Here is a 26,989-nt window from a genome sequence, read left to right on the forward strand (position 1 = left end):
AGGTAGGTTTTAAAGATAGTTTATACAGATTTTTGAGAGTATGAATTTTAAATTTCTAGGTAGAAAGTAAATTTAAGCGCTAGGTTGTCAGAAAATTGAGGCAAATGATAGGCGCCGTATCGATAGGTCGCGCTAATTCCAAAACCGTAAATTAATTTATTTAATTCAAAACCAGATTCTGTATAACCTTTATTAAGTCTCTTAAAATCGATATTAAGGTGATCTCCTATATCATTGAAGTCGCCAATAGCATATCGCGAGGTAATTACTAATTCTGGGTTGAGCCAAGAAGTTATATGAAATGGCGCAAAATTATGACGCATTTGTAGCGTCGCGATACGATCAGAGAAAAACTCATTAAAGTACATGGTCTCAAAACTATTTCTGCCTGCTACAGAGAACCGTTGTAGTACTTCATCTTTAGTAGGTGCGTTGGGATAAGCATGAAATAAATGACTTAACGGTACGTCACCACTTGCATAATGACCTTCTAATAAAAATGCTGTTTTAGAACCGTTTATTCTATTGATGGTATAAGACGCTTTACCAGAAAATTTTAAATAATTAAAGTCGCTGTCTAATAATCCTTGAATTCCCTTAGTGACTTGCCCACTTAAAATTGGATATCCTTTTGTTGTTTCTTGGTATCCTTTAGGTGTTTTCATGAATTCACTTTTTGGACTCCAACGGGCAGCAATTGTTGCCTCAGCTAACACATAGTTGATAAATGGATTACCATCAGGTGCAAACACATAATTTGTGGTTTGTGAAATACGCTTTCGCGAAAGCGAGAACTCACTAATCACAGATGGAAATAAGCGTTGTTGTAATGATACACCGTATTCTTTGTATAGATAAAATGTAGGGATGTTAATGAGTCGTGGTTCAAATAGTGAGTAAACTCTAGCGTCAGTTAGAAATCTAGCTCCTGCAAACTCATTAATATCATCTGTTTTATAGGCGCTAATCCATGTGTTGTTTTCTTCACTAATTCTATAACCCAAAGTAATATTATGTTTAAATACCTTGTCTTTGGTCCCAAAGGCGCCGTAGCCACTCACTCGCCATTTCTCAGAAAATTTATCGTTGGTCGTGCCACCTACACCTATTCTGAAGGCTTCGTATTCATTAAATTTTATAAGGTATTTAAGGTCTATATCAAAGAAGCCTACCGGATAATAACCTACCTTAAACTTTTCTATGACTTCAAGTTTCCGTGTTACTTTCTCAGCCATTACGATGCTGTCTAGCTGCATGAAGTTAGCGAGTTCTTGAGTTGTAAAAGGTTCTTCATTGCGATATGTGTCCCAATAATTGAGTGGTTTATCAATGGAGGTTTCTGGGATTTCAATGGAAACTCCTTTTTGACCAAAATTAACCTTGCGGTTAGTTTTAAAGTTTTTTTGATACCTTTTCATTATGAGATAAAGCTCATCGGTCTCACTATCAATATCTTTTTGCTTGCGTGTTCCTACCTCAAAACGACCACCAAAAAGCTCAATTTCTTTAATGTTATTTGTCTTTTTTATGAATAACTCACTATAGGAACAATACCATAGATGGTGTAAGGAGTCATAAACAAAATCATGTTTGGTCTCAACTCTTAAGTCCTTATAGATATTATAATGAGCTTTTGCAATGGCTTTAGTTTCTTGGTCTATATAAAGAGTGCCTGATAGGGTAGAGATAGATGTTTCAATAGGGGCAAATCCTATAATATTAATTTTTCTATTTTCAATTAAAGTGTCACCTATCGTTTCATAATTATAACTATTGAGCCCATTATTAGAAATAGGATTGATATAATGCTGGTCAAAAACAACATAGGTGTCTTGATATAAATTGCGTGATTGAAAATTGATGTTATAGATAGGGTAAACCGGTGTTTCAAAACCAGGCATAAAAGCCGCCGTGATAAGTTCTTTAAAACCTTGGGATTGATCGTTTACGATGTCAGATGTTTTTTCAGATAAAAAAACTCCTGTTTTAAGTAATGTTCTCCTTAGTTCTGTCTTTTTATAGCCGGAACCCGTAATAGCTTCGGGATTACCTGCTATCTTAAGGTTTTCATAGCTATCATACTGAAAGGTGTTTAAAGTCTCTAAAGGGTTGTTTACATCCTTATTCTCAATACAAGTTTTAATTATTTCTAATGCAGGCGTCACATCTTTTTGTGCTTGAACAACGATGCTTAAAAAAAGAAAAGAAATGAAAGGCCAGTACCTCATTGAGAACATTAATATAATACTTAACTAAGTAACGATAAAAATACAAGAAGCATATGCCCTAATAAAGAATCTTATTACTTATTTAGAAATTTATCAATCAAAAAAAACGCCAGCGAAATAGCTGGCGTTTTAATACAAAAAGTATGTGTTTATACTTTCATGATTTCTGCTTCTTTTACCGTTACGATTTTATCAATCTTAGCGATATAAGCATTAGTAAGTTCTTGTACCTCTTCTTCAGATGTTTTTAATAAATCTTCTGATAAACCAAGCTTTTTCAAATCATTCATGGCAGTTTTACGATCGTTACGAACACCAATTTTGGCATCTTCACCTTCACTTTTAGATTGCTTTGCAAGATCTATACGTCTTTCTTCAGTTAATGCTGGTACGTTGATAATAACGCTTTCTCCATTATTCATAGGATTTAAACCTAGGTTAGCATACATGATACCTTTTTCAATTTCTGTAATCATGCCTTTCTCCCATGGAGTGACGGTGATGGTTCTGGCATCTGGAGCAGCAACATTTGCTACTTGTCCTAAAGGTGTCTGGCTACCATAATAGTCTACAAATACACTACCTAGCATTGCTGGACTAGCTTTACCAGCACGGATATTTAATAATTGCTTTTCAAGATGTACAATGGCAGAATCCATTCCTTCTTTACAAGCATCTATAACTAGTTCTAATTCTTCGTTCATAGCTCAAATTTATACTTAACGGTTAGCAAATATATTGCCACTATTTATAATTGTACTCTCGTTCCTATATTTTCACCACTTAAAACTTTCATCAAATTACCTTTCTTGTTCATGTCGAAAACGATGATCGGCAATTCATTCTCTTGACTTAATGTAAATGCTGTGGTGTCCATTACTTTTAATCCTTTACGTAAAACATCATCAAAGCTTATGAAGTCAAATTTAGTAGCATTATCATCTTTTTCTGGGTCTGCTGTGTAAATACCATCTACACGTGTACCTTTTAGAATAACGTCTGCTTCAATTTCTATGGCTCTTAATACAGCTGCGCTATCTGTCGTAAAATAAGGGTTACCTGTTCCTCCTCCAAAGATGACTACTCGACCTTTTTCTAGATGTCTCATCGCCTTACGACGTATAAAAGGTTCTGCTACTTCATTAATCTTAATTGCAGATTGTAATCTAGTAGGTATGCCAGCATCTTCAAGCGCGCTTTGCAAGGCAAGGCCATTAATAACAGTAGCAAGCATTCCCATATGGTCTCCTTGTACACGATCCATTCCTGCACTAGCGCCAGCAACACCTCTAAAGATATTACCACCACCTATAACGATAGCTACTTCTATCCCTTTGTCAATAGCTTTTTTAATTTCTTGAGCATATTCTGAAAGACGTTCTGGATCAATACCATATTGTCTATTTCCCATTAATGCTTCTCCGCTTAATTTAAGAAGGATGCGATTGTATTTCATAAGGTGTGTCTGAGGTTGTGCAAATATAAAGGAATTCCTTTTTGATTCAGAGTGCGATTTTAATCTTCGTGTTATTCTTGTTTAGTAATCTATTCTCTTTATTCGGGCCAGATCAATTTATAAAGTTCTCCGGCAACTTTTGCTTCATCATCTCCTAGTCTAACATTTACAGCTTCGCTAGTAAGGTAATAAACATCTTGGTCTTTCTGATTTTTGCCGTAATAGGCTATTGCTTCAATTTGCGCACCTTCGATAGGTAAATCTACTTTCTTAATTAGAGTGAAATTACCATCTTTAAATTTTAATTGAGCTATAAAAGGTTGAAGGCTTTGATTGTAACCACATAACAATACTGTGTCATTATTATTAAAAGCAGCATCAGTAACGAGGCCCTTTGTATTTATTGATTGATGGCTATTTAAAGACGTATCTTGATAAAGTGGTAAGCTGTAAATTGAAGTAGTAAAATTGATCCAGTCTTTTGAAAATAAATACATCACTTCATTTATGATGATTATAGCTTCTGCATCATAAGAATGTTGTTGATTACGTTGTTTAAAATCCGTTTGTGTTGAATATGTAATGGTAGATATGTCTATATCAATATCTTCTTGCCAAATGCCGTTTTTTATGATATTATAGATTTTTAAATCTTTTCTGTCACCTAGATTATTTCCGATATCGGCAATATGTATTGCGTTGTTTGACTGAGCGATTGCTTCCCAGTCGTGATTTGCAAGATAGTTGTATTTAATATAGTCTGTAATAATACCTGTAGTATCTAATTGATACAACATGGGCATATTACCAGAGTCATTATGAGTGATTAATTTACCGTCTATTATAATCAATCCAGAGCTTTCATTGATTGATGGTGGTAATTCACTTACCTTTTTAAATGTAAAAGATGTAGTGTCGGGCTTAGACAGATTAGCGCAGCCAGTAACAGCTATTATTAGTAGTGGAATCAGGTATTTGAGCATAATACAAAGGTAAAAATAAGATAGATATAACAGTTTCGCTTTCGCGAAAGCAAAATTATAAACAAAAAAAATCCCATCTAAGTAAATCTTAGATGGGATTTTTAAAATTCTATTGAAAGCTTATTAAGCGATAGAAACTCTTTTGAATCCTACAACGCTAGCACCTTTAGACTCTACATATTGTGCAACAGTTTTGCTGTCGTCCATAATGAAATCTTGATCTAACAAAGCAAGTTCTTTATCTAAAGAAACGTTGTCAGAGATAAAACGTTCAAGTTTACCAGGGATAATACGATCCCAAATAGCTTCTGGTTTACCTTCAGCTTTTAATTCTTCTTCAAAACGTACTTTAGCCTCAGCTAGAGCAGTGTCGGTAACTTGAGATCTTGAAATGAAAAGAGGGATATTTTTCAACGCCTTTCCTAAACGTCCGCGCTCGATGTTATCTTTTTCGATAGCAGCGATACGAGCTTCAGTTTCTGATTGTACAAAATCAGCATCAAAATCTTTGTAAGAAAGTGTCGTTGCTCCCATAGAAGCTACTTGCATAGAAACCGATTTTGCTACTTCACTTGAATTGTCAGATGCTGTAGAAAGTCCAGTTAAAGCACCAATTTTTCCACCGTGTACATATGCACCTACAAATGGAGCTTCAAATGCTTCAAAACCACCTATTTCTAATTTTTCACCTATTACACCTGTTTGCTCGATAAGTTTCTCAGCCACGGTCATACCATCAAAGCTTGCAGCAAGCAATTCTTCTTTAGTATTAGTGTTAAGAGCAACATCAGCAATTTTATTAGCTAGTGCAACGTAATCATCGTTTTTTGCAACAAAGTCAGTCTCACAGTTAAGTGAAATCATAACACCTCTAGTGTTGCTTTCATTTACTTTTGCAACTACTACACCTTCGGAAGAGTCACGGTCAGCACGCTTTGCAGCTACTTTTTGACCTTTTTTTCTTAGGATTTCAATTGCTTTTTCAAAATCACCTTCAGCTTCTACAAGGGCTTTTTTACAGTCCATCATACCAGCACCAGTGGTCTTTCTTAATTTTCCTACTTCAGCAGCGGTTATTTTTGCCATGTTGAAAATATTTTAGATTCTGGATTCCCAGAGATTATGATTTATTCTTCTTCTTCAGTTTTTACAGCCTCTTTTGCTGCTTTTGCAGTCTTTTCAGCTTTTGCTGCTTTAGCATCCTTCTCAGCCTTTTCAGCTTTTGCTGCCTCGTTGTTCTTTTCGTTCTTACGATCTTCAAGACCAGCTTTAATAGCTTCGGCGGCAGAGTTTACTATAATATCGATAGATTTTGATGCATCATCATTTGATGGTATAACATAATCGATATCACGAGGATTTGCGTTAGTATCAGCCATTGCAAAAATAGGAATACCTAATTTCAATGCTTCTTTAACAGCGATGTGCTCACGTACAGTGTCAACGATGAAAAGTGCTGCTGGCATACGAGTCATGTCTACAATAGAACCTAAGTTCTTTTCTAGTTTAGCTCTCATACGGTCTACTTGTAAACGTTCTTTTTTAGAAAGAGTTTCATAACGACCATCTTTCTTCATGCGATCTACAAGAGCCATTTTCTTAACAGCTTTACGGATTGTTACAAAGTTTGTAAGCATTCCACCTGGCCATCTTTCAGTGATATAAGGCATGTTAGCATCACCTGCATGTTGTGCAACGATGTCTTTTGCTTGCTTTTTAGTAGCAACAAAAAGAATCTTACGACCAGATGCAGCGATTTTACGTAAAGCATCATTAGCCTCATTCAGCTTAGCTTTAGTTTTGTAAAGGTTGATGATGTGAATCCCGTTACGCTCCATATAAATATATGGTGCCATATTTGGATCCCATTTGCGTGTAAGGTGACCGAAGTGGACACCTGCGTCAAGAAGATTCTTGACTTCTGTGTTATTTGCCATGTTTAGATAGTTTACGTTCTGTCAGATAGCAATGATTAAGTGGTCATTTCAATAGAATTGAAAATCGCCATAATCATTTAGATGCTAAACTAGGTCCCGACGGCAATCGGGATGACAGCAAATTAAAAATTAAAAAAATATAAGAACAAATCCCATTTGATTGTGAAACCAAATGGGATGATAATTTCTTTGCAGTATTAACGCTTAGAGAATTGGAATTTCTTCCTTGCTTTCTTCTGACCAAATTTCTTACGTTCAACCATTCTTGGGTCACGTGTCATAAGGCCTTCAGGTTTCAATACTAGACGATTCTCTTCGTCGATCTCTACTAGAGCTCTAGAAAGTGCAAGACGTATAGCCTCTGCTTGTCCAGTGATTCCACCACCATATACGTTTACTTTTACGTCATATGTTCCAGTAGTTTCAGTTAAAGCAAACGGTTGGTTTACTTTATATTGAAGAGTACCAGTTGTGAAGTAGTCTTTAAGGTCTTTATTGTTTATAGTGATATTACCTTCTCCATCGCTAAGGTATACACGAGCTACGGCAGTTTTTCTTCTACCTATTTTGTGTAATGTTTCCATCTTACTTGATCTCGTTTAAGTTGATAGTCGTAGGTTGTTGTGCGTCTTGACCGTGTTCAGCGCCGCTGTACACTTTTAAGTTACGGAATATTGCTGCTCCTAATTTGTTTTTAGGTAACATTCCTTTCACAGCTTTTTCAACTACTCTTGTAGGGTCTTTATCGTAAAGCTCCTGAGCAGTAAGGCTGCGCTGCCCACCTGGATAACCTGTGTGGCGTATGTAAGTCTTCTCAGACCACTTATTACCAGAAAGCTTCACCTTGTCAGCATTTATCACAATTACATTGTCTCCACAATCTACGTGTGGAGTGAAATTTGTCTTATATTTTCCTCTTAATAGTTTTGCAACTATTGAAGACATACGACCTAGTGGCTGGTCTGCTGCATCTACAAGTACCCATTCTTTGTTTACTGTAGCGCTATTAGCAGAAACTGTTTTGTAACTTAACGTATTCACTTTGAACCTGTTTTAAATTGTAACGATTTCAATGGTTAAAATCGGGCTGCAAATGTATGATTTTATATTTGATTGACAAGCAGTGAGATTCAAAAAAAATAAAGTTGTTCTTCACTTTTAATTGTTTTGCTCTTCTTTTTTCATTTTAATATTACGTTTTGTAATATCGCTACGATGTCTCGATGTCAATAGATTCAAGGGTTGTGCTGTGCTAATTGCTTCAAAAATAGTACATTATTATAATTTGTTATCTTTAACAAAAATAATAATGATGAAAAAATTAATTTTTCCCTTAATCGCTATATTATTTGCTTTCACGGCTTGTACTAATGATGAAAATCAATCAATTAATAATAATGCAGCTCTTGTTGGTAATTATGTGTTAAGTACGCTTACAGCCGATGTTGCTGTTGATTTAAATCAAGATATGATCACAAATATGGAATTAACTAATGAAACTAATTGTTTTGATAGCATGGCGATTAGCTTTAATGCAGATGGTACTTTTACATCTACAATTGCAGAGGTTAGTTTTGATGCTTCTAATAATTTAGTTTGTAATACAAATGTTGAAAGCGGTACTTATTCTTATGCAAACGGTACTTTAACAATCACGGTTAATGTTAATGGAGGAACAGCTACAGAATCTCAACAAGTTCTACTTACCACATCTACCTTATCATTTAATGTTGATGATAATGACGTTGCGCAATATTTTAGTGGAGCGGCAGGTACTCCTGCTAGTGGTATTATGAGTTTAGATTTCGTTTACAACAAAATCTAACATCTTCATTAGTAGACTGAGAAGGTCACTAACTTAAAAGTCCATAATCAAGAAACATTTTCTTAATTATGGACTTTTTGTTAGAATTACTTTTATTCAGAGATGGTTACGCCTTTCCAAAAAGCTACATATCCTTCAATTTCTTTTGCAGCGTGTTTAGTGTCTGGATAATACCATGCAGCATCCTTATTTGTTTCTCCGTTTACCTCTAAAGTGTAATAACTAGCTAGTCCTTTCCAAGGACAGTTAGATTGAGTGTTGCTGTTTTTAAAATACTCATTTTTTATACTGTTTTTAGGGAAGTAGTGATTGTTTTCAATAACTTTAGTATCGTTACTTTCGGCAATAATTTGATTATTCCAGATGGCTTTCATAAACTTTTATTTTTTTATTTTAAATAAATAATCCTTGAAGAGCTTTTGATGATCTTCATAAATCTTTTCAATTTCTAAACCTGATTTATTTGCTAACCACTCTACGGTATCGTCATCATATTTTTGAGATATTTCACAGTGTATGGTTTCCCATTTTTTGAAAGTCGTCTTTAGTTGTAACTTTTTAATTTCTACAACACAAGGTTCTGTTGCTATCAGGTAGCTTTTTGCAGTGCCTGTTTCTGGGTCGTAAGATTCCCAGTGTTCAAAGTTATTGACTGGAAAGTCTCCGTCCATTTCTTTGTTGATACGATGTAATAAGTTGCGATTAAACTCTTGAGTTACTCCTTGAGAATCGGCATATGCATGCTGAATTGTTAATGGATCTTTCTTTTGGTCAAACCCCATAAAAAGAAAATCTTGGTCAGACATTACGTCTTTGATTTTTATCAAAAAATCTATTGCTTGAGGATGGTCAAGGTTACCTATGTTAGATCCTAAAACGATAATGACTTTAGGTCTTTTGTTGTATGTGGCTAGTCTTTCTAGGACTTTAAAATATGTTCCTTGTTCTCCTTGTACTTCTAGATCTGGTAATAATGTGGTTAGAGAGTTAGTTAAATCATCAATTGCGTGTTGACTTATATCTATTGGTATGTATGTAAAATCTACTTTGTTTGTTACTAGTTCTTTTAATAATACTTTAGTTTTTTTACCATCTCCAGCACCTAACTCGATCAGATCAAACGCTCCATGAGTGTTAAAAACCTTTCTTAAGTTATCCTTATGAGTATCGATAATATTGTATTCTGCCTCGGTAAGGTAATATTCTGGAAGAGCCATGATTTGTTGAAATAATTCATCACCACGGTCATCATAAATGTATTTGGAACTTAAAAATTTAGGAAATGCTTTTAGCCCTTCTGTTACGTGATTTTCAAATTCTAATTGAAATATTTCTTGCTTTGTCATATAGATTGTGCGAGTCTCAAACTCGTAAATTGCCATCTTAAATTAGGATGAAAAAAGTTTCTGTAAGTCGATCTTGTGTGATTGTTAGGAGTTGCGACAGAGCTACCTCTAAGCACCTTCTGGTTCACCATAAATTTACCATTATATTCTCCTAGGGCACCATCAGGTTTTTGGTAATTAGGGTAAGGTAGGTAAGCGCTTTCTGTCCATTCCCATCTTTTTCCCCAACTAAATTTTTGTTGTGCGGCTTCCCATTCAAACTCAGTAGGTAGTCGCATGCCTCTCCATTGTGCAAAGGCAAATGCTTCATAGTAGGATACATGAGTAATAGCACTAGATTTATCTATACCAGTAATACCATTCAAAGTGTATTGATTCCATTGATCGTTTTCTTGAAACCAATACATAGGTGCGCATATATTGTTTTTTTGAACCCAATCCCAGCCTTCTGTGTGCCATAGCATTACATTTGCGTAGCCGCCATCATTAATAAAGTCTATCCATTCTCCGCAAGTAACTAACTCACTAGATATTTGATATGCTTCTAGAAATATGCGATGGCGTGGTTGCTCATTATCATAGCAAAACTCCTTTTTAGAATGTCCTACTTCATAGATTTGCGCTGGCATCTCAAGCCATTTAGGAGTTTTATTATTTATGAATACTTCATCCTCTATGTTTCCGTACACAGGTGATAAAGGGTTATTACCTAATATATATTTAATATCAGTGAGTAATAGTTCTTGGTGTTGTTTTTCGTGATGAATACCTATTTCTAGTACTGGGATCAGGTCCTCGTTCCAGTGATTTTCAATAAGCTGTGCCATGTGCTTTGTAACATATGCGCGATATTCATAAACTTCATCCACACTAGGTCTTGATAGGTTTCCTCGATCTGTGCGTACAACACGAGCACCTATACTTTCATAATAGCTATTAAATACATAAGCATATTGACTATGAAATCTTTTATAATCAGCAAGGTATCCGTCTAATAAGAATTCCTCAAAAAACCAGGTTGTGTGTCCTAAGTGCCATTTAGGTGGCGATACATCTACTATAGGTTGCACTACATAGTCTTCTTTTTGCAATGGTTTGCATAAAGCTTCTGTATGCTTTCTAGTGTCTAAAAACAGTTTAAGAAGATTTTCTTTTGAATTCATTCTCTCAAAGTTAAAAGTAATTTTCAAAAGTCTAGCAAACTAATAGGATTTTGTGAAATAGTTAGGATGTTTATGATATCGCTTTCGCGAAAGCGTGCTTAATCAAGGCTTTCGGTTGCGTCTATCATAGTCTTTAAACTCTGCCTTATTGCCAGCAAATCTTGCAATCAACCCTATGACTAGCGCAAGTAAACCAATACCTCTAAAAATCCATCGCCATGGAATCTCTTTTGAAGATTGATGATTGCGATTATCTTGCTCTTGCATTTGCTTTAAGAGCTTATCCATGTTCTTGCGTTGTTCTATCTGTAATTTATAATTACTTTGAGATAGAGTAGTGGTCTTAGATTTTCCCTTAAGATTTAAGTGGATAGGTGATACAACTAATTTTGCACTAGCTGGTATTTCTATTGATTTATCTCTATAAATCTTGCGGTGAAACAATGTATTGTTAGTAGGGTCATAAAGCTCTACTAGGAACTTAGTAAGTGATTTGTGAGCGTCCCAACTTGCTGTAGCCATTCCTGGATCAGAAGATATCATTTTTAAATCAACTACATAAAAGCTGGGTGAATCCTTGTATTCTGTATCATCAATTTCCAAAAAATCTTCATATGCAGGATCGGTATCTTGGGCAATTGTAAAAGTTGAAACAAAAAATAATAGTAGAATTATCGATTTCATACTATATAGCAACGGCACCTTTAATTGCTGGATACGGATCATAATTCTCTAATGTAAAGTCATCAAATGTGAAATTGAAAATATCCTTGATATCTGGATTCATTTTCATAATGGGTAGTGCGCGAGGTTCTCTAGACAGTTGTAATTTGACTTGCTCCATGTGGTTTGAGTATATATGAACATCGCCAAAAGTGTGAATAAAATCACCATATTCAAAACCGCATACTTGTGCCATCATCATGGTAAATAAGGCATAACTGGCAATATTAAAAGGAACGCCTAAAAAAACATCAGCACTACGTTGATAGAGTTGACAACTCAGCTTATTGTCTGATACATAAAATTGAAAAAAGGCATGACATGGCGGTAGTGCTGCCTTTCCATTTGCCACGTTTTCAGAAAAGCTAACGCTAGTGTCTGGCATGACGCTTGGGTTCCAGGCGCTTACCATCATACGACGGCTATTAGGATTGTTTTTTAGTGTGTGAATTATATCTTTAATTTGATCAATGTCTTCGTTATTCCAGTTGCGCCATTGATGTCCGTAAACAGGTCCTAAATCACCGTTTTCATTTGCCCATTCATTCCAGATACGCACACCATTATCTTGTAAATATTTTACGTTTGTATCACCAGTAAGAAACCATAATAACTCGTGAATTATCGATTTAAGGTGTAATTTTTTAGTGGTAACCATGGGAAAGCCTTCTTGCAGGTTAAACCTCATTTGATAACCGAAAACGCTTCTCGTTCCGGTACCTGTGCGATCACCTTTATCGGTTCCTTCATTTAATATGTGTTGTAGTAAATCGTGATACTGTTTCATTTTTTCCTGCTTGAATTATAGAATAAAAGAATGACTCTATGTAGGGTACAAAATAGGAGAATTAATTATCCAATCTACTGAAAAATAAATTTAAAAATAAAGACTTTATCAACGGGTTTTAAAACTATCCTTCTACTTTTTGAAAGGTGTTAGCCCAGGCAATAGCGCTTTCTACATTTTTAAATAAACCAAAAGAGCCAGAGTATAATTGTTGTTCTTCAACTGCGCGCTCTATTTCATTTTCATGAGGTGATACTATGGCAATCCCTACTAGTTTTTTAGGATTTACTAGTTTATACACAGATAAATCAATATTATGTGAAAAAGCTCGATTAGCAATGTATACAAATTGTTTGCCTGTAAAATACTTGTTCAAGGCGTTAAGAATAGTTTTTGCTTCTGTGGTGCCAATATTAATTTGGTCATTTATAATACCAATTACATAATTGTCAAAACAATAAAGATTGCCAAAATCATATTGAAAATGGTGGTTTGCATGTGCAATATGATCAGATGGTAACATAACTTTAAACCAAATTTTAGGTAAGCAAAGTTATTAAAATTTTCTTAAAAAATCATTTCCTGTTTAAGAAGTGCCCTTGTAATAGGATTAAAGGTTTAAATATTTAAGCAGTTGTTATAATCTTAATTATCCAAAAAGCATTCCTGCAATAGTTGCTGTAAGTAATGCGGCACAAGTACCGCCTATTAAAGCTTTGATACCAAAAGCAGCTAATGTTTTGCGTTGACTAGGAGCTAATACACCTATTCCTCCTATTTGAATACCTATAGAAGCAAAGTTTGCAAAACCACAAAGAGCATATGTCGATATAACTATAGATCGATAGTTAGTCAACACGCCTGCGGCTTTTAATTTACTTAATGAAGCATATGCAAAGAATTCATTAAGAATTGTTTTCTCACCTAATAACTGACCTACGGCTACAATATCTGCAGCAGGCACACCGATAATCCATGCAATTGGGGACAAATAAATTACCTAAAATATATTGCATGGAGAATTTTTGATAACGTCCATCAGTAGCGTCCACTATTAAATCGTTAAGTCCGCTAGGTGCACCTATAAGATCCCCTAGAAACCAGTTGACAACAGCGATAATTGCGGTAAATACTAATAGCATGGCACCTACGTTAACAGCAAGTTTAAGACCATCTGTTGTTCCTCTTGAGATAGCGTCTAGAACGTTGGAACCTATTTTTTCTTTAGAGATATCTAGTTTGCGGTCTATTTTATCTGTGTCTGTTTCAGGGAAAAGCATTTTTGCCATCACAATTGCAGCTGGAGCACTCATAATAGATGCTGTTATCAAGTGTCTAGCAAATTCTGCTTTAGCTATGGGATCTGTACCACCTAGAAATTCGATAAAGGCAGCAAGAACTCCACCGGCTATAGTAGCCATTCCACCAACCATTAAGCAAAGAATTTCTGATTTTGTCATTTTGTCTAAGTATGGCTTTACTACTAATGGAGCTTCCGTCTGACCGATGAAAATATTTGCTGCTGCAGCAAGGGATTCTGCACCACTTAAACGCATGGTTTTACTCATAACCCAAGCAAATACGTAAACGATTTTTTGTAAAATACCTAGATAATAAAGTAATGAAGTAAACGCTGAAAAGAAAACGATTGTAGGTAACACTTTAAAAGCAAATATGTAACCCATACTTTGAGATGGATCTACAAGATTTCCAAAAACAAACTGGGCTCCTTCTTCTGCTACTGCTAGAAATTCTACAACTTTCTCTGCAATCCATTGAAAAACGGCTGCAACTTCTTCCACTAATAAAAATAAGGTTGCAAAAATTATTTGTAAACTAATGCCGATAATGACTAATCGCCAATCTATTTTTCTTCTATTGGCACTAAAAGCAAATCCTATTCCCAGTAAAAATGCGATCCCGATAAGTCCTCTGTAAATACTTTCAAAAGTCACATTAGGTTCAGTGACGTTAGAAATTGAAATGTTATTTGTAGTTATTTCTTGAATCACAATATTGCTGGACGATGGCAATACTGCTTGTGCTGTAAAAGAGATAAATAATAATAAAACACTCAAACACACATTGCGTTGAGAAAGTATGGATGGCAGATTCATTATCGTTTTGATATTTCATCACGCAGTCGCGCGGCTAGTTCATAATTTTCATTCGATACAGCATCATCTAGCATTTTGTGTAATTCTTTAACGCTTAAATGGCTGTAATTATCTTCCTCATCGTGATGCTCAGTATTGATTAGTTCTTCAATGAACTCATCATTGCTTAGATCTAGAGGATCTTCTTGTAATTCTTTATCGGGTCTGATGTGTGATTGTACACCGGCCTCGTCTAGAATGTTTTCATAGGTAAAAACAGGAGCTTTGAATCTTACAGCAAGTGCAATCGCATCACTTGTTCTTGCATCTATAATTTCTTCAATTTTATCTCTCTCACAAATAAGGCTTGAGAAAAAAACACCATCCACTAGTTTGTGAATAATAACTTGCTTTACAATTATACCAAAACGTTCTCCAAACGTTTTAAAAAGATCATGAGTAAGTGGCCTAGGTGGACTTATTTCTTTCTCAAGTGCTATAGCAATGCTTTGTGCTTCAAAAGCACCTATTACTATAGGAAGCTGTCGATCGCCACCTACTTCTTTGAGAACTAGTGCATAAGCACCGTTTTGTGTCTCGCTGTATGATATACCGCGTATGTTAAGTCGTTTTAGACTCATAGAGTTACACCCTTTATAAATGAAAAAAGCTGTGCAAAAATGAGTGTTTTTCTCATAATGCACAGCCTTAAAGCTAACAAATTATTAAGAATTAAGCATTTGCTGCTTTGAATGCTTTTAATTTTTCAATTAAAGCAGGTACTACTTCAAAAGCATCGCCTACGACACCATAGTCTGCAGCCTTAAAAAACGGCGCTTCTGGGTCAGTGTTGATAACTACTTTTACTTTTGATGAACTAACACCTGCGAGGTGTTGAATCGCTCCAGAGATTCCTATAGCAATATAAAGATTAGTGGCTACTGGTTTACCAGTTTGACCTACGTGTTCTCCATGAGGTCTCCATCCCATATCGCTTACAGGCTTAGAACAAGCTGTTGCTGCTCCTAGAACTTCTGCAAGTTCTTCTACCATTCCCCAGTTTTCAGGTCCTTTAAGACCACGTCCTGCACTTACTACGACATCTGCATCTGCAATACTTACTTTATCAGTGGCTTTATCTACAGATTGAACCTGTACTTTAAAGTCATCATCACTTAATGTAGGTGTAAAAGCTTCTGTACTACAATCTGTAGTGTTTTCTTTTAAACCGTAAGAATTATTTGCAAGACCTACCAGTTTGTTTGCAGTAGAGATTTCAGTCATTGCAAACGCTTTGTTTGTGAAGACTGATCTTTTAACAGTGAATGGACTAGTTGATGCAGGTAATTCCATCACGTTAGTTGCATATCCTGCTTCTAGGTGTACACTTAATAAAGCGCCTAGGTATTTAGAATTTGCGCTTGAGCTTATGATTACGGTCGTTGCTCCTTCAGCTTTTGCTGCTTGTGCAATCGCGTCTGCATAGGCAGCTGCATTAAATTTTTCTAGTTTTGAGTCTGTTATGTTAAGTTGTTTAGACACTCCATAAGTTCCTAAATCACCAGCACCATTGGCATTAAATGATATAGCTGTAACTGATGTTCCTAGCTGGTCTGCGATGCCTTTTCCATAGCTCGCAACTTCATAAGCTGCTTTCTTAAAAGAGCCGCCTTCTGATTCTGTATATACTAATACTGACATAGTTATAATATTTTTAGTAGAGCATGATGCTCTTTACTTGTTAATGATAATGTTATTTCGCTTTCGCGAAAGCATAATTAGAATAGATCTATTATATCGCTTTTGCCTCGTTGTGTAACAAGTCAATAAGTTGATCTAGATTATCTGCAGCTACTAATTTCACATCTCCTTTAGGAGCAGGCTTCTCAAAAGAAACTGTCTTTGTTTCTGTAGCTGTTGCTACAGATGGTACCACATTTAATGGTTTTTTACGAGCCATCATGATTCCACGCATGTTAGGAATTCTTAGGTCGCTTTCTTCCACAAGACCTTTCTGTCCACCGATGATAAGAGGTAGTGTTGCGCTTACAGTTTCTTTACCGCCATCTATTTCTCTAGTTGCAGTCGCGGTACTACCGTCTATCTCTAGCGATATACAAGTGTTTACAAAACTAGCACCTGTCATGGCAGCTACCATTCCTGGTACCATACCACCATTGTAGTCTATTGATTCACGTCCAGCAATGACTAGGTCATAACCGCCGTTTTTTACAACTGCTGCAAGTTCTTGAGCAACGGCATAGCCGTCTAACGCAGGTGCGTCAACACGTGTTGCACTATCTGCACCTATCGCAAGGGCTTTTCTAAGAGTAGGTTCAACTTCTGATCCACCTACTGTTACAACTTCCACACTAGCGCCTTGTTTTTCTTTAAACCACATGGCTCTAGTTAGACCAAATTCATCATTTGGGTTAATAACATATTGAACACCATTTGTGTCAAACTGAGTATTATTGTCAGTAAAATTAATCTTTGAAGTGGTATCTGGCACGTGGCTGATACAAACTAAAATCTTCATATTTCACGGTTTTATTATGAGTTTTCAAACGTTTGCGAAAATACGTAAAAAACACTAAAAAAACTATGCATGCATAATAAATTTAATGTCTTTTATGCTCTTAATCAGCATTAGAGACTTTTATTATATCAGTGTACTTGCTTTTTTAACGCAACCATAACGCAGTTACGAAAACGATTTCAATGACATAACGCACTTTTTTATAACCTCAAAGGGACATTTTTTATCTTAAAAATGTGGTGTGCTAAGGTTGGGTAAACTATTTTTGTTGTTCTTTTGTTATAAACAGTAGTATTTATGAAGACTATTCAATTCCGCGAGGCAATAGCCGAAGCAATGAGTGAAGAAATGCGCCGTGATGAGTCCGTTTATTTAATGGGTGAAGAGGTTGCAGAATATAATGGAGCTTATAAGGCTTCAAAAGGAATGCTAGACGAGTTTGGTGCAAAGCGTGTTATTGATACACCAATTGCAGAATTAGGTTTTGCAGGAATCGCTATAGGAAGTACCATGACTGGTAATAGACCGATAGTAGAGTATATGACCTTTAACTTCTCGCTAGTAGGAATTGATCAGATAATCAACAATGCTGCAAAAATTCGTCAGATGAGCGGTGGGCAATTTCCATGTCCTATTGTTTTCCGTGGTCCTACAGCTAGTGCTGGACAATTAGCGGCGACACACTCTCAGGCTTTTGAAAACTGGTTTGCAAACACACCAGGTCTTAAGGTAATTGTACCTTCAAACCCGTATGATGCAAAAGGTCTTTTAAAAGCAGCGATACGTGATGATGATCCAGTTATTTTTATGGAATCTGAACAAATGTATGGTGACAAAGGAGAAGTGCCAGAAGGTGAATATATCCTACCTATAGGTGTTGCTGAAATTAAAAGAGAAGGAACTGATGTCACAATCGTTTCTTTTGGTAAAATTATAAAAGAAGCATATAAAGCTGCAGACGAGCTTGAGAAAGATGGTATCTCTTGTGAGATTATCGATTTAAGAACAGTACGTCCGTATGATAAAGAGGCTATTTTAAAATCTGTTAAAAAGACCAATAGATTAGTTATTCTTGAAGAAGCGTGGCCGTTTGGTAACGTGTCCACTGAGATTTCTCACATGGTACAAGCAGAAGCATTTGATTATTTAGATGCGCCTATCTATAAGATTAATACACAGGATACTCCAGCACCGTACTCTCCAGTGTTATTTGCAGAGTGGTTGCCTAATCACACTCACGTTGTTGATGGAGTTAAGAAAGTGATGTACAAAAAGTAATTCTTTTATTAAGAAGATTTAAAACCCAGCTCAAAAAGCTGGGTTTTTTATTTGTCTATTAAATAGCCGTTCATGGTGCTTCCAGATTGCATATTGTTTATAGTCTCTCCGGCGTCTAAAAATAAAGGCATAGCAAGTGCCTCTACATTTCCACTACGACTGTTATTTGTTCCTGATTGAGTTACCGCGGTGGCACCTATTCTGATTTCGGCAATGGGAAGTGAAGAGCTATTGTTATTACTAGTTAAATAAATAAAAATTTTGTTTGCTGGTACTGTATAAGAAGAAAAGGTATAAATAGGGTCTACCGTGGCATCAACTAAAAAGCCATTAAATACAAAAGTACCTCCTAAAAGATCATTTTGCCCTATGAGAATGGGATTGTTAAATGTTGGAAAAGTATAACTAGCCTCAGTATTAGAAATTAGAGTAAAACTTAAGGATGTTGTATTATCTAGAACAATCATATTGCCGATATTTCTTGAGTTATAGAGTGAAGTTATGTAAAGATTCTTGCCTGCCGGGACAGAATATCCTCCTGTTTTTAAGTCATGAGTGACAGGCTGTATTCCTTTCATCCCATCAGGAAACTTCGGATTGCGATACATTTGCAAACTTTCAGCACTGGTACTATCGATTAATTTACGCCAACCGCTTCCATGTTCATAAAACCAGTAACCTTTATTTACGCTACCATTTCCAGTAATATAAATCATCATACTATCTTGATCTGCGGTCATGGTAACGGGAAATTCGTCCAGTTGAGGTAAAATAATTCCGTTTTTCTCGTTATCTGAAATGTTGTTAATGTGCAACGCTGCGGCAGGATTAGAAGTGTTGATACCTACTTGAGCATCAGAGTGATGAAGTAGTAAAAAGAATATAATGTAGTAAAAATATTGACGTTCCATATGAGAGTTTATGGATTAATGACTAGTTGAGATAAAAGGTTAACAACTATTTTTAAAATTTGTACCTCTGTTTTATTGCAAGAAACCTACTTTTGATTTTTACTTTCTTATAATATGATTGATTTTTTTAAATATGCTTTCGCGAAAGCGAGTTCATCACAATTGATGGTAATCATCATGTTTCTTGTGTCTAATACTATAACCGCACAAACTAAAGTAGGTGGTGTGGTCTATGATGAATTTGGTGATGGTGTGCCATTTGCAAATGTCTTTTTTCCTGGTTCTAGTGAAGGAACGATTACCAACGATAATGGTCGTTTCTACTTACAATCTGATAATAATTATGATACCATTCAGATTTCATTCATAGGTTATGAAACACTTACATATACATTAGAATCCCGTGTTAATCTTGAGCTCAATTTAACCTTAAAGACTGAAGCCGCAGCACTAGATGCTGTTGTGATTTATACCGGTAAAACATCTAAAAAGAATAACCCAGCGCTTGACATCTTGCGTAAAGTATGGGAAAATCGTCGTAAAAATGGACTTTCTCAATTCAAGCAATATCAATATGATAAGTATGAAAAACTTGAGTTTGATATGAACACCATCGATAGTCAGATGGTAAATTCAAAGCTTTTCCGTGGTATGGAATTCATATTTGACTATGCAGACACCAGCAATGTGACAGGTAAAACATATCTACCTATTTTCATTAATGAATCCTTATCTACCGTATATGGTGATAATGAAATTAATAAAGAAAAGGAAAATATAAAGGCAAACAAGAACTCTGGATTTTCAAACAATCAAACGATTATAGCTTTTGTGAAGGACCTGTATGCAGACATTGATGTGTATGAGAGATATCTTAAATTTTTTGATAAGAGTTTTACTAGTCCAGTAGGTAAAAGCGGTATTGACACTTATAATTATATTTTAAGAGATACGGCTATTATTGATGGAGTTGAAGCATATAATATTATTTATTATCCACGTAGGAAAGGTGAGTTAACATTTAAAGGAGACTTTTGGGTAGCGGCAGATTCTTATGCGATTAAGGAGATCAACCTACAAGCAACAAAAAGTGCCAATGTTAACTGGGTGAAAGAAATTTATATCGAGCAAGAGTATGACGTTTTAAATGATAGCCTTTTCCTTATTACTAGAGATTATTTTATGAGCGATTTTGCGCTTAATAAAAAAGAAGAGTCGAAAGGTATGTACGGAAAGAGAACGACACTTTTTAATAATTATCAATTTGATATTTCTAAAGATAAAGATTTTTATAAGCGCAGAGTCAATGATTATGATCCAGAAATCTATAATCGTGATGAGGCTTACTGGGATGAAAATAGATTAGAAAAACTCAATAAAGATGAGAAACAAATCTATACCATGCTAGACACTCTTAAGACCAATAAGAAATTCAAGCGTTTATATAATATCGGGACCATTCTAGCGTCTGGATACTACGAAATTGACAATTTTGATATAGGGCCTGTTTTCAGTGTTTTTGGTTTTAATGACGTAGAAGGCTTAAGGTTGCGTGGTGGTGGAAGAACTTATTTTTCTGCAAATGATATGTGGAGATTAGAAGGCTATGGTGCTTATGGTTTTAGAGATAATCAGTTCAAATATGGTATCGCTGGTAAATGGTTAATGGATAAAAAAAGCAGATTAACCATTTCTGGAGGAAACCGTCGGGATATAGAACAATTGGGCGCTAGCTTGACTAATACAAATGATGTGTTAGGACGCAGTCTAGCATCAAGTGCCTTGATCACCTCGGGAAATAACTCCAGTTTATCCAGTATCAATTTATCTACACTAGCATTGAGCTTTGAGCCTAAGTATAATCTAGAATTTAGATTAGGTACCAGTTATCGTACCATTAAGAGTGGTAATCCTGATGTTTTTAGTCTAGATTATTTTGATGCAGATGCACCAGGTGGAATAGAGACAGAAACCAGACAAGCAGATGCTAGTCTGACAATGACCTATACACCAGGCCGTAAAACCTCTAACTATGGAGTAGATAGGACGATCATCAATAGTGGTGAATATCCTATTCTTTTTGCTAGTTATACTCGAGGCTTTGAAGGTTTACTAGAAAGTGATTTTAACTTTGACAAAGTACAATTCTATTACAGTCATCCCTTGCAGATAGGTGCTTTTGGTAGATTAACTGCTCGCGTAGAGGCTGGTAAGACGTTTGGAGAAGTGCCACTAGCATTACTAAATGTAGTTCCTGGTAACCAGACTTACTTCAATATTACAGGAGCATTTAATACCATGAATTTTTATGAATTTGTGACTGATGAATATGTGACACTTCACTTAAATCATAATTTTAATGGTAGACTCTTTTCACGTGTTCCATATTTACGTGATTTGAATCTTAGAGAGCTTGTAGGAGTACGCGCTGTTTATGGAAAGATTAGTGATGAAAATGTAGCTTTAAATGCAAGCGGTTTAACTTATCTCGCTCCCGAAGATATTTACTGGGAATACAGCGCTGGAATAGGTAATATCTTCAAAGTATTCAGACTAGACGTAAGTTTTAGAGGTGGATACAACTATTTACCTGACGCTCGATCTATGGCGATAACGGGTAGTTTTGGGTTTAGTTTCTAGAATGTCATACCGCTGGATAGCGGAATTGGTTAGTATTACTTGAATATCTCTTAATACTTCCTTCTAAAGATTTTCCTTACAATTAACTATTAATCGTATTTTGTGGGCGGTTTTTAAATACTATAGATAATATATGAGAATTTTTACGATTGTTTTTTTGTTTTTTGGAATCATTGCGAGTTCTCAAACCATCGATGATTTTGTCTTCGATGTAGATGTAACTAATTCATATAGGTTTAGAATCACTTCAAATGCTAACATTACCATAGATTGGGGCGATGGGATGACTAATTCCTATGGATCACCTTATGATATGCAAGTGTCACATACTTATCCAACGGCTGGAATGTATACGGTTGTAGTGACAGGTCCATTAGAGTCTGTAAATTTTTATCTTAACAATAATATAACCGTTACTCAATGGGGTAATTCACAGTTTCAAACGATGGAAGAGTCATTTAAATACTGTCAAAACCTATCCATAAACGCTACAGATGTACCAGACTTAAGTAGTGTGACAAACATGTCTGAAATGTTCTCCTATGCCATAAATTTTAATTCGGACATATCAAACTGGGATGTTTCAAACGTTACGGACATGGAAAATATGTTTAAAGGAGCATATGCTTTTAATTCACCATTGTCCAGTTGGAACGTCTCTAATGTCACTGAGTTTAATGGAATGTTTCATCTCGCTAGAAGTTTTAACCAACCTTTAAATACATGGGATATAACTAACGCAAGAATATTGACATCAATGTTTACTGGTGCGGAAGATTTTAATCAAACATTAAAATCTTGGGATGTGAGTAATGTCACTTTAATGAGTGGGATGTTCTTCGGTGCTTTAGAGTTTAATCAAGATTTAAGTTCTTGGGCATTTAACTCTGGAGTAAACCTAACTAACCTTGTTCAAAATACTAATCTTGATACCTACAATTATGATGCGTTATTAAGCCGGTTTGTAGATTTACAGTATCAAAATAAAAACCTTGGTATTACAAATTTAGAATATTGTGATGCTTTTTCTAGAGCTGTATTAACTAATAGAGGTTGGACCATAACTAATGATACTTTAGCTCAGAATTGTGCTGTTCAAACCTTGAATGGTTTATTTTCTTATGATATAGATATGAGTGGATGTGATGTCAACGATCCTAAAGCATTAAATATACCTTTGAATATTAGTAATACTGAAACTTCAATAGATGTGGTTGCTATAAATGGAGAGTATAGTGCAAACTTGCGACCTGGAACTTATAATATCACGCCTATAATCGATAATCAGCGTTTTAATATTTCTCCTAGTAACCCTAGCGTAACAATCAATCAGTCAGGCATAATCACTCAAGATTTTTGCATTACTGATTTAGGTTTGTTTAATGATTTAGAGATTGTTCTTTTTCCTATCAGTGACAGTAGACCTGGATTTGAAGCTAATTACAAGTTAGTTTATAAAAATAAAGGAACGAGTGTATTGTCAGGCACAATTAATATGCAGTTTGAAAACGATTACATGACCTTTTTGAACGCAACACCTGCTGTAGCCTCAACTAGTCCAGGAGTTTTAAATTGGAATTATTCAAATATTCAACCATTTGAGACAAGAGAAGTTTTAATTAATTTTAATCTCAATACGCCTACAGATCCTAATTTTCCTTTACAATTAGATGATTTATTAGTTTTCAGATCTGCTATTAATTATTCTGGTACAGACGCGACACCTCAGGATAATACTTTTATTACTAGGCAAAAAGTTGTTAACTCTTATGATCCTAATGATAAGACTTGCTTACAAGGTGATATTATTTTACCTAGTGAAGTAGGTGAATATGTTCATTATAGAATCCGTTTTGAGAATGAAGGAACAGCGAGTGCCATTAATGTGCGTATTGTAGATTATATCGATACGGCAAAGTATGATGTCTCGACATTAGTTCCTTTAAGCTCTAGTCACGATTATACTACCACAATATCTAGTGGTAATAAGATAGAATTTCAATTCGATAATATTAACTTACCCTTTACCGCTCCTGCGAGTCAAGGTTATGTACTGTTTAAAATTAAAACCATAGATACACTGGTTTTAGGAGATGATTTTTCTAATCAAGCTGAGATTTACTTTGATTTTAATGCGCCTATTATTACAAATCTCGAGACAACAGCTGTTGCCGTTCCTGCAAGTGTAACAGATAGTGATTTGTTTCAATTACAGCTAGTTCCTAACCCAGCAAACAGTCTGGTTACTATCTCTAGTAACATAAGTTTTCAGCATATTACTATTTATAACACTTCTGGTCAGGTAGTGTTTAATAGCTCTTTTTCATCGTTTACTTTAAGTCACACGCTTGAATTAGAAAATTTGTCATCAGGACTTTATTTTGTGGAAATTTCAAACGCAGATCATAAAGCTATAAAAAAGTTGTTGAAGCAATAAAGTATATGCCATTGTAAATTTTGTTTGTATTCGCTTTCGCGAAAGCGAATCCCTAATAATCTTAGTACTATAACGTTATAGTTTTGTTAACATAATTTTATTACATTAGCTAGATTTATAAAACCAAACAAAACAAAACATATGGAATCATACATGATTTACATGCCATTATTAATGGCAGCTCTAGGATTACTTTACATGTTTATTAAGAAATCTTGGGTCTTGAAACAAGATGCAGGAGATGGGAAAATGAAAGAGATTTCAGATCACATCTATGAAGGTGCGCTCGCCTTTCTAAAAGCAGAATATAAATTATTAGCATTTTTTGTTATCATAGTAAGTGTTCTACTTGCTATTGTGTCTTTTGTAGTTCCTTCTACGCACTGGATGATTGTCATCGCTTTTATCTGTGGCGCCATATTTTCGGCATATGCAGGTAATATAGGGATGAAAATTGCAACAAAGACTAATGTAAGAACAACTCAAGCTGCTCGTACTAGTTTGCCCAAAGCGTTAGGTGTATCCTTTGGTGGTGGATCTGTAATGGGACTTGGTGTTGCAGGACTTGCAGTTCTAGGTCTTACTGGATTCTTTATCATTTTCTTTCATGTATTTATGAATGGAGAATGGGCAGCAACAGAATTTATGGGAGAAATGAGAACACCAGGTGATTTAATGACTATCGTGCTCGAAACACTCGCTGGATTCTCACTAGGTGCTGAGTCTATTGCGCTTTTTGCCCGTGTAGGTGGTGGAATTTATACTAAAGCGGCAGACGTAGGTGCCGACCTAGTAGGTAAGGTAGAAGCTGGAATTCCTGAGGATGATCCTCGTAACCCAGCCACTATTGCAGATAACGTAGGTGATAATGTAGGTGATGTAGCCGGAATGGGTGCTGACCTTTTTGGATCTTATGTAGCAACAGTTCTTGCAGCAATGGTCTTAGGTAACTATGTGATAAGAGATATGCAGGGCGATATTGTGAGTGAAGGTTTCGGTGGGATAGGTCCTATCTTATTACCTATGGCTATTGCTGGTGTAGGTATTATAATTTCAGTTATAGGAATGATACTGGTTAAAATCACCAGTAATGATGCAAAAGAATCTCAAGTAATGAAAGCCTTAAATGTAGGTAACTGGACTTCTATCGTACTAGTTGCCGCAGCATGTTATGGTCTATGTGTATGGATGTTGCCAGACACGATGCAAATGAATTTTTATGGCGAAGGAGTAATGAATATTTCTTCTATGAACGTATTCTATGCAACTCTAGTAGGTCTTGTGGTAGGTGCAGTCATCTCATCTGTAACAGAATACTACACAGGATTAGGTAAAAAACCTATTCTTAAAATTGTACAGCAATCTTCTACAGGTGCAGGAACAAACATCATTGCTGGTCTAGCGACAGGTATGATATCAACATTTCCTTCAGTAATATTATTTGCTGGCGCGATATGGGCTTCTTACGCATTTGCAGGATTCTATGGTGTGGCTCTTGCAGCTAGTGCTATGATGGCCACTACGGCTATGCAATTAGCCATCGACGCATTTGGTCCTATAGCAGATAATGCTGGTGGTATTGCAGAGATGAGCGAACAAGAACCTATTGTACGCGAGCGAACTGATATTCTAGATGCGGTAGGTAACACTACAGCGGCTACTGGAAAAGGATTTGCTATTGCGAGTGCAGCTTTAACATCACTAGCTCTATTTGCAGCATATGTGACTTTTACGGGAATTGATGGAATAAATATTTATAAAGCTCCAGTGCTTGCGATGCTATTTGTAGGTGGAATGGTACCAGTTGTATTTAGCGCACTTGCGATGAACGCAGTTGGTAAAGCAGCCATGGAAATGGTAGAAGAAGTACGTCGCCAGTTCAGAGATATTCCTGGAATCATGGAAGGAACTGGGAAACCAGAGTATGACAAATGTGTAGATATTTCTACACGAGCTTCTCTTAAAGAGATGATGTTGCCCGGTTTGTTAACCATTGGCTTCCCACTGGTAATTGCATTCGTGCCTATGATATTTGGAATGGATCCGCTTGCGATTGCTGAGATGTTAGGTGGTTACATGGCTGGTGTAACAGTAAGTGGTGTGCTATGGGCTATTTTCCAAAATAATGCTGGTGGAGCATGGGATAACGCAAAGAAATCTTTTGAAGCTGGTGTTGAAATCAATGGTGAGATGACTTTTAAAGGTTCTGATGCGCATAAAGCTGCCGTAACTGGTGATACAGTAGGTGACCCTTTTAAAGATACTTCTGGTCCTTCTATGAATATTTTGATTAAACTTACGTGTTTAATTGGTCTAGTTATAGCACCTATCTTGGGTGGTCATGCAACAGATGGACAGGCAAGTGTTATCACGCAACAGATTGAGCAAGAAGTCGTGCAGAACAATGAAGAGACGAGCTCACTTTATAAAAACATGGATATTCAAAAATCTGTAGATGCAGAAACAGGTATAGTCACTGCAAATGTTACTTATAAATCGTCTGCAAATGGTGCGACGATAACTAAGTCTCATAAGTATGTAGGAACAGAAGCGCAAGTTGAGGCTAAAATACAGGCTCTCAATCAAGAGGTAATTAACTTTAAATAGTTTTAGGGTGCAAGTAACTAAGTCCCATTCTGG

25 protein-coding genes are annotated in these 26,989 nt (G+C 35.8%); 5 read left to right on the top strand and 20 right to left on the bottom strand.

Translation table 11 applies throughout. The features are described 5' to 3' along the window. Nucleotides 1-47 precede the first annotated feature (47 nt). The 8 genes from IL45_RS11465 to rplM form a co-directional block, all read right to left on the bottom strand. Nucleotides 48-2,228, bottom strand: coding sequence for a DUF5686 family protein (locus IL45_RS11465; RefSeq protein ID WP_036584044.1), 2,181 nt, complete (start codon nucleotides 2,226-2,228; stop codon nucleotides 48-50). A gap of 149 nt (nucleotides 2,229-2,377) precedes the next feature. Next, nucleotides 2,378-2,932: a ribosome recycling factor gene (gene frr / locus IL45_RS11470; RefSeq protein WP_036584046.1), complete on the bottom strand. Its 555-nt coding sequence runs from the start codon at nucleotides 2,930-2,932 to the stop codon at nucleotides 2,378-2,380. 44 nt (nucleotides 2,933-2,976) lie between these two features. Further along, the gene (gene pyrH, locus IL45_RS11475) at nucleotides 2,977-3,684 is read right to left on the bottom strand and encodes a UMP kinase (protein ID WP_036584047.1); all 708 of its coding nucleotides are present in this window, start codon (nucleotides 3,682-3,684) and stop codon (nucleotides 2,977-2,979) included. A 98-nt stretch (nucleotides 3,685-3,782) separates the two neighbouring features. Next, nucleotides 3,783-4,667, bottom strand: a complete 885-nt coding sequence (locus tag IL45_RS11480) for a hypothetical protein (protein WP_036584049.1) — start codon at nucleotides 4,665-4,667, stop codon at nucleotides 3,783-3,785. 123 nt (nucleotides 4,668-4,790) lie between these two features. Continuing rightward, nucleotides 4,791-5,753 (bottom strand): translation elongation factor Ts, encoded by a 963-nt coding sequence (gene tsf / locus IL45_RS11485; protein WP_036584051.1) that lies wholly within the window; start codon nucleotides 5,751-5,753, stop codon nucleotides 4,791-4,793. A 41-nt stretch (nucleotides 5,754-5,794) separates the two neighbouring features. Beyond that, a complete protein-coding gene (gene rpsB, locus IL45_RS11490; protein WP_036584053.1) occupies nucleotides 5,795-6,604 on the bottom strand; it encodes a 30S ribosomal protein S2 in 810 nt (269 codons plus the stop codon). A 197-nt stretch (nucleotides 6,605-6,801) separates the two neighbouring features. After that, complete coding sequence (gene rpsI, locus IL45_RS11495; protein ID WP_006796104.1) at nucleotides 6,802-7,188, bottom strand: 30S ribosomal protein S9; 387 nt, start codon at nucleotides 7,186-7,188, stop codon at nucleotides 6,802-6,804. A gap of 1 nt (nucleotide 7,189) precedes the next feature. Continuing rightward, nucleotides 7,190-7,645 (bottom strand): 50S ribosomal protein L13, encoded by a 456-nt coding sequence (gene rplM, locus IL45_RS11500; protein ID WP_036584058.1) that lies wholly within the window; start codon nucleotides 7,643-7,645, stop codon nucleotides 7,190-7,192. 271 nt (nucleotides 7,646-7,916) lie between these two features. Between rplM and IL45_RS11505 the strand changes: the two genes are divergently transcribed. Next, nucleotides 7,917-8,429: a lipocalin-like domain-containing protein gene (locus IL45_RS11505; RefSeq protein ID WP_160165402.1), complete on the top strand. Its 513-nt coding sequence runs from the start codon at nucleotides 7,917-7,919 to the stop codon at nucleotides 8,427-8,429. A 92-nt stretch (nucleotides 8,430-8,521) separates the two neighbouring features. On the opposite strand, the gene IL45_RS11510 is transcribed toward IL45_RS11505, so the two are convergent. From IL45_RS11510 to IL45_RS11555, 11 genes are all read right to left on the bottom strand, one after another. Then, entirely contained in the window at nucleotides 8,522-8,803 is a 282-nt protein-coding gene (locus tag IL45_RS11510; protein WP_036584064.1) for a DUF427 domain-containing protein, read from the bottom strand. A gap of 6 nt (nucleotides 8,804-8,809) precedes the next feature. Further along, entirely contained in the window at nucleotides 8,810-9,775 is a 966-nt protein-coding gene (locus IL45_RS11515) for an L-histidine N(alpha)-methyltransferase (RefSeq protein WP_036584066.1), read from the bottom strand. Next, on the bottom strand, nucleotides 9,772-10,938 hold the full coding sequence (egtB, locus tag IL45_RS11520) for an ergothioneine biosynthesis protein EgtB (protein WP_036584069.1): 1,167 nt from the start codon (nucleotides 10,936-10,938) through the stop codon (nucleotides 9,772-9,774). Before egtB ends, IL45_RS11515 begins: the two co-directional genes overlap by 4 nt. Nucleotides 10,939-11,040: 102 nt before the next feature. Next, complete coding sequence (locus tag IL45_RS11525; protein WP_235183368.1) at nucleotides 11,041-11,664, bottom strand: hypothetical protein; 624 nt, start codon at nucleotides 11,662-11,664, stop codon at nucleotides 11,041-11,043. Next, a complete protein-coding gene (locus IL45_RS11530; RefSeq protein ID WP_036584075.1) occupies nucleotides 11,624-12,448 on the bottom strand; it encodes a thymidylate synthase in 825 nt (274 codons plus the stop codon). The genes IL45_RS11525 and IL45_RS11530 overlap by 41 nt, the downstream gene beginning before the upstream one ends. 124 nt (nucleotides 12,449-12,572) lie before the next feature. After that, on the bottom strand, nucleotides 12,573-12,971 hold the full coding sequence (locus IL45_RS11535) for a thymidylate synthase (protein WP_036584078.1): 399 nt from the start codon (nucleotides 12,969-12,971) through the stop codon (nucleotides 12,573-12,575). 126 nt (nucleotides 12,972-13,097) lie between these two features. Next, entirely contained in the window at nucleotides 13,098-13,439 is a 342-nt protein-coding gene (locus IL45_RS15290) for a nucleoside transporter C-terminal domain-containing protein (protein WP_235183343.1), read from the bottom strand. Next, nucleotides 13,369-14,565 carry a NupC/NupG family nucleoside CNT transporter gene (locus IL45_RS11540; RefSeq protein ID WP_235183344.1) on the bottom strand — a complete coding sequence of 399 codons (1,197 nt, stop codon included), beginning with the start codon at nucleotides 14,563-14,565 and terminating at the stop codon, nucleotides 13,369-13,371. Before IL45_RS11540 ends, IL45_RS15290 begins: the two co-directional genes overlap by 71 nt. Further along, nucleotides 14,565-15,185 carry a bifunctional nuclease family protein gene (locus IL45_RS11545; protein ID WP_036584079.1) on the bottom strand — a complete coding sequence of 207 codons (621 nt, stop codon included), beginning with the start codon at nucleotides 15,183-15,185 and terminating at the stop codon, nucleotides 14,565-14,567. Before IL45_RS11545 ends, IL45_RS11540 begins: the two co-directional genes overlap by 1 nt. Before the next feature lie 91 nt (nucleotides 15,186-15,276). Continuing rightward, nucleotides 15,277-16,245: an electron transfer flavoprotein subunit alpha/FixB family protein gene (locus IL45_RS11550; protein WP_036584082.1), complete on the bottom strand. Its 969-nt coding sequence runs from the start codon at nucleotides 16,243-16,245 to the stop codon at nucleotides 15,277-15,279. A gap of 91 nt (nucleotides 16,246-16,336) precedes the next feature. Next, nucleotides 16,337-17,083: an electron transfer flavoprotein subunit beta/FixA family protein gene (locus IL45_RS11555; RefSeq protein WP_036584084.1), complete on the bottom strand. Its 747-nt coding sequence runs from the start codon at nucleotides 17,081-17,083 to the stop codon at nucleotides 16,337-16,339. Nucleotides 17,084-17,380: 297 nt separating this feature from the next. On the opposite strand from IL45_RS11555, the gene IL45_RS11560 reads away from it, so the two are divergent. Then, nucleotides 17,381-18,361: a pyruvate dehydrogenase complex E1 component subunit beta gene (locus tag IL45_RS11560; protein WP_006796092.1), complete on the top strand. Its 981-nt coding sequence runs from the start codon at nucleotides 17,381-17,383 to the stop codon at nucleotides 18,359-18,361. A gap of 47 nt (nucleotides 18,362-18,408) precedes the next feature. On the opposite strand, the gene IL45_RS11565 is transcribed toward IL45_RS11560, so the two are convergent. Next, nucleotides 18,409-19,272: a hypothetical protein gene (locus tag IL45_RS11565; RefSeq protein WP_036584087.1), complete on the bottom strand. Its 864-nt coding sequence runs from the start codon at nucleotides 19,270-19,272 to the stop codon at nucleotides 18,409-18,411. A 114-nt stretch (nucleotides 19,273-19,386) separates the two neighbouring features. On the opposite strand from IL45_RS11565, the gene IL45_RS11570 reads away from it, so the two are divergent. The 3 genes from IL45_RS11570 to IL45_RS11580 all read left to right on the top strand — a co-directional run bounded on the left by IL45_RS11570 (nucleotide 19,387) and on the right by IL45_RS11580 (nucleotide 26,956). Beyond that, complete coding sequence (locus IL45_RS11570) at nucleotides 19,387-21,912, top strand: DUF5686 and carboxypeptidase-like regulatory domain-containing protein (RefSeq protein WP_200875715.1); 2,526 nt, start codon at nucleotides 19,387-19,389, stop codon at nucleotides 21,910-21,912. A gap of 133 nt (nucleotides 21,913-22,045) precedes the next feature. Beyond that, nucleotides 22,046-24,349, top strand: coding sequence for a DUF7619 domain-containing protein (locus IL45_RS14840; RefSeq protein ID WP_051788719.1), 2,304 nt, complete (start codon nucleotides 22,046-22,048; stop codon nucleotides 24,347-24,349). A 141-nt stretch (nucleotides 24,350-24,490) separates the two neighbouring features. After that, entirely contained in the window at nucleotides 24,491-26,956 is a 2,466-nt protein-coding gene (locus tag IL45_RS11580; RefSeq protein ID WP_036584089.1) for a sodium-translocating pyrophosphatase, read from the top strand. Nucleotides 26,957-26,989: the final 33 nt, after the last annotated feature.

Source organism: Nonlabens ulvanivorans (genome assembly GCF_000732625.1).
GTDB classification, from domain to species: Bacteria; Bacteroidota; Bacteroidia; order Flavobacteriales; family Flavobacteriaceae; genus Nonlabens; species Nonlabens ulvanivorans.

Bases quoted from the DNA above. Each gene is read 5' to 3' on its own strand.
- IL45_RS11465 (WP_036584044.1), bottom strand. From the start codon at position 2,228: ATGAGGTACTGGCCTTTCATTTCTTTTCTTTTTTTAAGCATCGTTGTT.
- frr (WP_036584046.1), bottom strand. From the start codon at position 2,932: ATGAACGAAGAATTAGAACTAGTTATAGATGCTTGTAAAGAAGGAATG.
- pyrH (WP_036584047.1), bottom strand. From the start codon at position 3,684: ATGAAATACAATCGCATCCTTCTTAAATTAAGCGGAGAAGCATTAATG.
- IL45_RS11480 (WP_036584049.1), bottom strand. From the start codon at position 4,667: ATGCTCAAATACCTGATTCCACTACTAATAATAGCTGTTACTGGCTGC.
- tsf (WP_036584051.1), bottom strand. From the start codon at position 5,753: ATGGCAAAAATAACCGCTGCTGAAGTAGGAAAATTAAGAAAGACCACT.
- rpsB (WP_036584053.1), bottom strand. From the start codon at position 6,604: ATGGCAAATAACACAGAAGTCAAGAATCTTCTTGACGCAGGTGTCCAC.
- rpsI (WP_006796104.1), bottom strand. From the start codon at position 7,188: ATGGAAACATTACACAAAATAGGTAGAAGAAAAACTGCCGTAGCTCGT.
- IL45_RS11505 (WP_160165402.1), top strand. From the start codon at position 7,917: ATGAAAAAATTAATTTTTCCCTTAATCGCTATATTATTTGCTTTCACG.
- IL45_RS11510 (WP_036584064.1), bottom strand. From the start codon at position 8,803: ATGAAAGCCATCTGGAATAATCAAATTATTGCCGAAAGTAACGATACT.
- IL45_RS11515 (WP_036584066.1), bottom strand. From the start codon at position 9,775: ATGACAAAGCAAGAAATATTTCAATTAGAATTTGAAAATCACGTAACA.
- egtB (WP_036584069.1), bottom strand. From the start codon at position 10,938: ATGAATTCAAAAGAAAATCTTCTTAAACTGTTTTTAGACACTAGAAAG.
- IL45_RS11525 (WP_235183368.1), bottom strand. From the start codon at position 11,664: ATGATCCGTATCCAGCAATTAAAGGTGCCGTTGCTATATAGTATGAAA.
- IL45_RS11530 (WP_036584075.1), bottom strand. From the start codon at position 12,448: ATGAAACAGTATCACGATTTACTACAACACATATTAAATGAAGGAACC.
- IL45_RS11535 (WP_036584078.1), bottom strand. From the start codon at position 12,971: ATGTTACCATCTGATCATATTGCACATGCAAACCACCATTTTCAATAT.
- IL45_RS11540 (WP_235183344.1), bottom strand. From the start codon at position 14,565: ATGAATCTGCCATCCATACTTTCTCAACGCAATGTGTGTTTGAGTGTT.
- IL45_RS11545 (WP_036584079.1), bottom strand. From the start codon at position 15,185: ATGAGTCTAAAACGACTTAACATACGCGGTATATCATACAGCGAGACA.
- IL45_RS11550 (WP_036584082.1), bottom strand. From the start codon at position 16,245: ATGTCAGTATTAGTATATACAGAATCAGAAGGCGGCTCTTTTAAGAAA.
- IL45_RS11555 (WP_036584084.1), bottom strand. From the start codon at position 17,083: ATGAAGATTTTAGTTTGTATCAGCCACGTGCCAGATACCACTTCAAAG.
- IL45_RS11560 (WP_006796092.1), top strand. From the start codon at position 17,381: ATGAAGACTATTCAATTCCGCGAGGCAATAGCCGAAGCAATGAGTGAA.
- IL45_RS11565 (WP_036584087.1), bottom strand. From the start codon at position 19,272: ATGGAACGTCAATATTTTTACTACATTATATTCTTTTTACTACTTCAT.
- IL45_RS11570 (WP_200875715.1), top strand. From the start codon at position 19,387: ATGATTGATTTTTTTAAATATGCTTTCGCGAAAGCGAGTTCATCACAA.
- IL45_RS14840 (WP_051788719.1), top strand. From the start codon at position 22,046: ATGAGAATTTTTACGATTGTTTTTTTGTTTTTTGGAATCATTGCGAGT.
- IL45_RS11580 (WP_036584089.1), top strand. From the start codon at position 24,491: ATGGAATCATACATGATTTACATGCCATTATTAATGGCAGCTCTAGGA.